This is a genomic window from Streptomyces acidicola, assembly GCF_009377235.1.
Classification (GTDB): domain Bacteria; phylum Actinomycetota; class Actinomycetes; order Streptomycetales; family Streptomycetaceae; genus Streptomyces; species Streptomyces acidicola.
Window position 1 is genome coordinate 1 of record NZ_VMNX01000380.1, and the last position, 6,104, is coordinate 6,104.

At 72.1% G+C, this 6,104-nt stretch carries 6 protein-coding genes; 2 read left to right on the forward strand and 4 right to left on the reverse strand.

Features of this window, described 5'->3' with window-relative positions:
- The first annotated feature begins 135 nt into the window (after window positions 1-135).
- Window positions 136-951, forward strand: a complete 816-nt coding sequence (gene yaaA / locus FPZ41_RS44155) for a peroxide stress protein YaaA (protein WP_152870267.1) — start codon at window positions 136-138, stop codon at window positions 949-951.
- Window positions 952-1,071: 120 nt separating this feature from the next.
- On the forward strand, window positions 1,072-1,722 hold the full coding sequence (gene eda, locus FPZ41_RS44160; protein WP_228023422.1) for a bifunctional 4-hydroxy-2-oxoglutarate aldolase/2-dehydro-3-deoxy-phosphogluconate aldolase: 651 nt from the start codon (window positions 1,072-1,074) through the stop codon (window positions 1,720-1,722).
- Between the two features lie 94 nt (window positions 1,723-1,816).
- Here the strand turns inward: eda and FPZ41_RS44165 are convergent, their stop codons facing one another.
- From FPZ41_RS44165 to FPZ41_RS44180, 4 genes are all read right to left on the reverse strand, one after another.
- Entirely contained in the window at window positions 1,817-3,121 is a 1,305-nt protein-coding gene (locus tag FPZ41_RS44165; protein WP_322621516.1) for a bifunctional RNase H/acid phosphatase, read from the reverse strand.
- A 66-nt stretch (window positions 3,122-3,187) separates the two neighbouring features.
- Complete coding sequence (locus tag FPZ41_RS50095) at window positions 3,188-3,931, reverse strand: zinc ribbon domain-containing protein (RefSeq protein WP_152870271.1); 744 nt, start codon at window positions 3,929-3,931, stop codon at window positions 3,188-3,190.
- Window positions 3,928-4,833 carry a Nif3-like dinuclear metal center hexameric protein gene (locus tag FPZ41_RS44175; protein WP_322621517.1) on the reverse strand — a complete coding sequence of 302 codons (906 nt, stop codon included), beginning with the start codon at window positions 4,831-4,833 and terminating at the stop codon, window positions 3,928-3,930. The genes FPZ41_RS50095 and FPZ41_RS44175 overlap by 4 nt, the downstream gene beginning before the upstream one ends.
- Before the next feature lie 85 nt (window positions 4,834-4,918).
- The gene (locus FPZ41_RS44180; RefSeq protein WP_152870283.1) at window positions 4,919-5,980 is read right to left on the reverse strand and encodes an ABC transporter substrate-binding protein; all 1,062 of its coding nucleotides are present in this window, start codon (window positions 5,978-5,980) and stop codon (window positions 4,919-4,921) included.
- Window positions 5,981-6,104: the final 124 nt, after the last annotated feature.

A 6,104-nucleotide genomic window follows, 5' to 3' on the forward strand; every position in this document is an offset into this window, starting at 1 on the left:
GCATCCGCAGGCCGGCGGGGGGCATCCGCGGACGGGCGGGGTCGCATCCGCGGACGGGCGGCGGCGCGGCGGACCTGTGCCGGCCACCCCGTAATCTTGCGCGAGCCCCTCCCCGTACGTACCGCTAGGAGAACCATGCTCGTCCTGCTGCCGCCCTCCGAAGGCAAGGCCGCCTCCGGCCGCGGCGCCCCGGTGAAGCTGGAGTCGCTGTCGCTGCCGGCGCTCACGCAGGCGCGCGAGGCCGTTCTCGGCGAACTGGTCGAGCTGTGCGCGGGAGACCCGGACGAGAACGACAAGGCGCGCGAGGTGCTCGGGCTGAGCGAGGGCCTGCGCGGCGAGGTCGCCAAGAACGCCGGGCTGCGGACGGCGGGGGCGCGTCCCGCCGGGGAGATCTACACCGGTGTGCTGTACGACGCGCTGGACCTGGCGTCCCTGGACGCGGCGGCGAAGCGGCGGGCCGGGCGCTCGCTGCTGGTCTTCTCCGGTCTGTGGGGCGCGGTCCGCGTGACCGACCGGATCCCCTCGTACCGCTGCTCGATGGGCGTGAAACTGCCCGGGCTGGGGGCGCTGGGCGCGTACTGGCGCGAGCCGATGGCCGCGGCCCTGCCCGAGGCGGCCGGTGGCGGTCTTGTCCTCGATCTGCGCTCGTCGGCGTACTCTGCCGCCTGGAAGCCGAAGGGCGAGGTCGCGGGGCGGACGGCGACCGTCCGTGTGCTGCACGCCCAGGTCGACGAATCGACCGGCGTCGAGAAACGGTCCGTCGTCAGCCACTTCAACAAGGCGACGAAGGGCCGGATCGTACGCTCCCTGCTGACGGCCGGTGCGGCGCCCCAGAGCCCGGCGGAGCTCGTCGAGGGCTTGCGGGACCTGGGGTACGAGGTGGAGGCGGAGGCGCCCGCGCGGGCGGGGAGGGCGTGGGCGCTGGACGTGGTGGTGAAGGAGATTCACTGAGGTTCACTGGAAATTCGCCAGGACTCACTGAGCCGAGACTCACCCGCACCCGTTGCATCATGCGCAACGCCCTTTGCGCATGATGCGACCACTCGGCAGGATGGCGTCATGACTTCGCCCATGCCTGCCCCTGTGCCTTCCTCCTCGCCCCTGCCCCCTTCCGTACTGGACCTCGCCCCCGTCGTCCCCGTGGTGGTCGTGGAGGACGCCGGCGACGCCGTGCCGCTCGCGCGGGCGCTGGTCGCGGGTGGGCTGCCCGCGATCGAGGTGACGCTGCGGACGCCGGCCGCGCTCGACGCGATCCGTGCGATCGCCGCGCAGGTGCCGGATGCGGTGGTCGGGTCGGGCACGGTCATCTCACCGAAGCACGTCACGGAGTCGGTGGACGTGGGTGCCCGGTTCCTGGTCAGCCCCGGCTGGACGGATGTGCTGCTGGAGGCGATGCGGGCGTCCGGTGTGCCGTTCCTGCCGGGGGTGTCGACCACCTCGGAGGTGGTGGCGCTGCTGGAGCGCGGGGTGCGGGAGATGAAGTTCTTCCCGGCGGAGGCGGCGGGCGGTACGGCGTACCTGAAGTCGCTGGCCGGACCGTTGCCGCAGGCGCGCTTCTGTCCGACCGGAGGGATCCGGCCGAGTACGGCGCCGGAGTACCTGGCGCTGCCCAACGTGCCGTGCGTGGGCGGGACCTGGCTGGTTCCCGAGGACGCGCTGGTGGCTCGGGACTGGGGACGGATCGAGAAGCTGGCGCGGGAAGCGGCGGCACTCCGGGACTGACCCGGCTACCCGGCTTACCCGGCTACCCGGCTTACCCGGCTACTCGGCTTACCCGGCTACCCGGCTACCCGGTTCCCTTGGCCCGCCGAGCCGTTCAGCGCAGGTGGGACGTGTCGTTGAGGAGCCGGAGCGAGGCGTTCCCGTCGGCGTAGTACGCCACCGCCGACAACGAGGCCGCGGACAGTTCCATGCGGAACAGGGACTCCGGAGGTGCGCCGAGGGCCAGCCGGACGAGGGTCTTGATCGGGGTGACGTGGCTGACGAGCAGGACGGTGCGGCCCGCGTACGCCGTCACGAGCTCGTCCCGCGTCGCGGCGACGCGCCGGGCCACGGCCTCGAAGCTCTCGCCGCCGCCGGTGGGTCGGGCTCCGGGTGAGCCGAGCCAGGCGTCGAGGTCCTCGGGGTACCGTTCGCGCACCTCGCCGAAGGTGAGCCCTTCCCAGGCGCCGAAGCCGGTCTCCCGCAGGCCGTCGTCGACTCCCACCCGGAGCCCGAGCCGGGCCGCGACGATCCCGGCGGTCTCGCGGCAGCGGGCGAGGGGCGACGACACGATCGCCTGGATGGTGCCACGGGCGGCCAGGGCGGCGGCGACGCGTTCCGCCTGGTAGCGCCCGACGCCGGACAACGCCGGGTCCGACCCGCCGCTCCCCGAGAACCGCTTCTCCGGCGTCAACGGCGTCTCCCCGTGCCGCAGCAGTACGAGGGTGGCGGGCGCCCCGAGGTCGGGCCCGGCCGCCGCCACGTTCCGCGCGGCGCGCAGATCCGCCGCGGCCTTCGCGGCGCGCGGGGCCGCCGTGGTCTCCGGGGCACGCGGGTCCGCATCGCTCTCCGCGGCGTGCAAGTCCGCCCCGGTCTTCGCGGTACGCGGGTCCGCCCCGGTCTCCGCGGCTCTGCCTCCCGGCTCCCGCGCCGTCGTCGCCGTCGTCGCCGTCGTCCTCGTCGGACGCACGTCCAGATCGGCAGTCGACGCCGACGGGGACCACTGCTCGCCCCTGCGCCCCGCGTCCATCGCCTCGTTGGCCAGACGGTCCGCGTGCTTGTTCTGTTCTCGCGGGATCCACTCGTAGGTGACCTGGGAGGCGGGGAAGATCCCGGCGGCTTCCAGGGCGAGGGGCTTCATGTCGGGGTGCTTGATCTTCCAGCGGCCCGACATCTGTTCCACGACGAGTTTGGAGTCCATACGGACGCGGACGGCGGCGGTGGGGTCGAGCGCACGGGCCGCCTTCAGACCGGCGAGCAGCCCCCGGTACTCGGCGACGTTGTTCGTCGCGACACCGATGTACTCGGCCGCCTCCGCCAGCGTCCCGCCGGACGCCGCGTCGATGACGACCGCGCCGTAGCCCGCGGGCCCCGGGTTGCCCCGGGACCCCCCGTCGGCCTCGACGATGAACTCCCGCACGCCGTACGTCCTTACGCCATGTCCGTATGCCCGAGATGCCCGAGATGGGCGTGAACCCCTTGGCGCCTACAGGCCCGACTCGGACGTGCGCACCAGGATGCGGCGGCAGTTCTCGCAGCGCACCACCGTGTCGGGTGCCGCCGTGCGGACCTCGTTGAGCTCGGTGATCGCCAACTCCTGGCGGCAGCCCTGGCAGGTTCGCTGGTACAGCTTGGCCGCGCCGATACCGCCCTGCTGCTCGCGCAGCTTGTCGTAGAGCTTGAGGAGGTCGGCGGGAACGGAGGCCGCGATGACCTCGCGCTCCTTCTTCACCGAGGCCGCCTCGCCGTCGAGTTCGTCGAAGGCCGCGTCCCGGCGCGCCGTGGCGTCGTCGATCTTCGACTGCACCGACGCGACCCGCTCGGTCAGCTCGGTCACCCGCTCCTGCGCGGACTCCCGGCGCTCCATGACCTCCAGGACGATGTCCTCCAGATCGCCCTGCCGCTTGGCGAGGGAGGCGATCTCGCGCTGGAGGTTCTCCAGGTCCTTGGGGGACGTGACCGCACCCGAGTCCAGGCGCTGCTGGTCGCGGGCCGCGCGCTGGCGCACCTGGTCCACGTCCTGCTCGGCCTTGGTCTGCTCGCGGGCGGTGTCGCTCTCCTCGGTCTGCGCGGCCACGAGCAGGTCGCGCAGCTGCGTGAGGTCCTTGGTCAGCGAATCGATCTCGGCGTGCTCGGGCAGCGACCTCCGCTTGTGCGCGAGCTGCTGCAGGCGTACGTCGAGTGCCTGGACGTCGAGGAGTCGGATCTGGTCGGCGGGCGCGGCGTTCAGTTGGGGGCTCCCAGGGGGTCAGAGGGGTCGGCGGCGGACGCCGCGTGGGCGGTCCAGGGGTCGGTGACCGTCTTCGAGACGTGGACCCTCAGGCCCCATCCCTTCCGGTCGGAGATCTCGTCGAGCTGGGTGGCGGCCAGCTCGCACCAGGGCCACTCGGTGGCCCAGTGCGCCGCGTCGAACAGCGCGAGAGGGGTGTGGGCGCTTTGGGCGCTGTGGGCACCTTGGGCGCTGTGGGCGCGGGCCGCCATGAACTCTGACGCCGGGTGGTGGCGCAGGTCCGCGGTGAGGAACGCGTCGACTCCGGCGGCGCGTACGTTCTCGAAGAGGCTGTCGCCGCTGCCGCCGCTCACGGCGACCGTGCGGACGAGCGCCTCGGGGTCGCCCGCCACGCGGATGCCCTGCGCGGTGGCGGGCAGCCGCTCGGCCGCGCGGGCCGCGAACTCCCGTACGGTCAGCGGGTGGTCCAGCTCGCAGACGCGGCCGAGGCCGCGGCGGCCGTCGGGGTCGGAGGGGTCCGGCACGAGGGGGCGTACGACCCGGAGGTCCAGCGCCCCGGCCAGTGCGTCGCTCACGCCCGGGTCGGCGGTGTCGGCGTTGGTGTGGGCGACGTGCAGCGCGATGTCGTGCTTGATGAGGGTGTGTACGACGCGGCCCTTGAAGGTGGAGGCCGCCACCGTCGTCGTACCGCGCAGATAGAGCGGGTGGTGGGTGACCAGCAGGTCGGCGCCCCGTTTCACCGCCTCGTCCACGATGTCCTGGACGGGGTCGACGGCGAACAGGACTCGCGAGACCTCCTGGTCGGGGTCTCCGCAGACCGTCCCGACCGCGTCCCATCCCTCGGCCCTCTCGGGGGGCCAAAGGACGTCGAGCGCGGCGATGACTTCAGACAGACGGGGCACGAACAAAAGGCTACCTGCCCTGCGCCCGTACCCCACCGGCCGCGGTTCACTTGATCAGGCGGTCATCCGGCCACGCGACCACTGGTCACTTGACCAGGTTGGTCCTGAGGTCGCCGAGGACCTCGTTCGCGGCCGTGACGCCCAGACCGAGGTACCAGGTCTCGTCCGGTACGTCCTTGGCCTGGCCGCCCTTGACCGCGTCCAGCTTCTCCCAGAGCGGGTTGTCCTGGACGGTCGAGCGGTCCGTCTTCTTGTCGTCGCCGTACACACCCGTGAAGATCCAGTCGGCGCCGGCCTCGTCGATCCGCTCCGGGCTGATCTCCACCGCGAGGTCGTTGATCTGCTGGTTCTTGGGGCGCGGGATACCGACGTCCTGGAGGATCGTGCCGATGAACGAGGCCTTCGCGTAGAGGCGGATCATGCCCGGCATGTAGCGGAGCATGGTGACGGTCGGCTTGTCGTCGCCGAGGTCGTCGCCGAGCTGCTTCGCCTTCTCCTCGTACGCGTCGAGCTCGGTCTTCGCCTCCGCCGTCCGGTCCAGGGCGGCGGCGTTGAGGAGGTAGTTCTCCTTCCAGGTGAAGCCCGGGCGGATGGAGAACACGGTGGGGGCGATCTCGGAGAGCTGCGGGTACAGCTTCGCGGCGCGCAGTTCGCTGCCGAGGATCAGGTCGGGTTCGAGGTTCGCGATCGCCTCCAGGTTGAGGGAGTTGATCGTGCCGACGTTCTCGGGGTTGCCCGCGTCCTTCTTCAGGTACGAGGGGATGGCGGCCGAGCCCTCGGTGGGCGCGTAGCCGACGGGCTTCACACCGAGCGAGACGACGTTGTCCAGTTCACCGACGTCAAGGACGACGACCCGGGTGGGGCGCGCCTTGAGTTCGGTCTCGCCCATGGCGTGCTTGATGGTGCGCGGGAACTCTCCGGCCTTGGCCGTGGTCCCCATCTTCGCCGTCTCCTCGGCCGCCTTCGCGAAGTCCTCGCCGCCCTGGGCGACGGATTTGCTGCCGCCGCCGTTGTCGGACTTCCCCGATCCCGAGCCGCCCTCCCCCGATTCCGATCCGGACCCGGACCCGCAGGCCGCGAGGGAGAGCGCGGCGACGAAGGCGAGGGCGGTGGCAGTGGTCCCGCGGCGGCGGCTGCGGACGGACATGGGTGACTCCTGGGGTTCGGACTCGGGCTGCGCTCGCGGGACTCGGACGCGGCCGCGCTTGGGCGAGGCCGATCCGGCCACGCTTAGGCGAGGCTAACCTTAAACCGCCTCCCCCCTCCCGCAC

Excerpts from the sequence above, each read along its gene's own strand:
- eda (WP_228023422.1), top strand. The coding sequence starts at position 1,072 with ATGCCTGCCCCTGTGCCTTCCTCCTCGCCCCTGCCCCCTTCCGTACTG.
- yaaA (WP_152870267.1), top strand. The coding sequence starts at position 136 with ATGCTCGTCCTGCTGCCGCCCTCCGAAGGCAAGGCCGCCTCCGGCCGC.
- FPZ41_RS44180 (WP_152870283.1), bottom strand. The coding sequence starts at position 5,980 with ATGTCCGTCCGCAGCCGCCGCCGCGGGACCACTGCCACCGCCCTCGCC.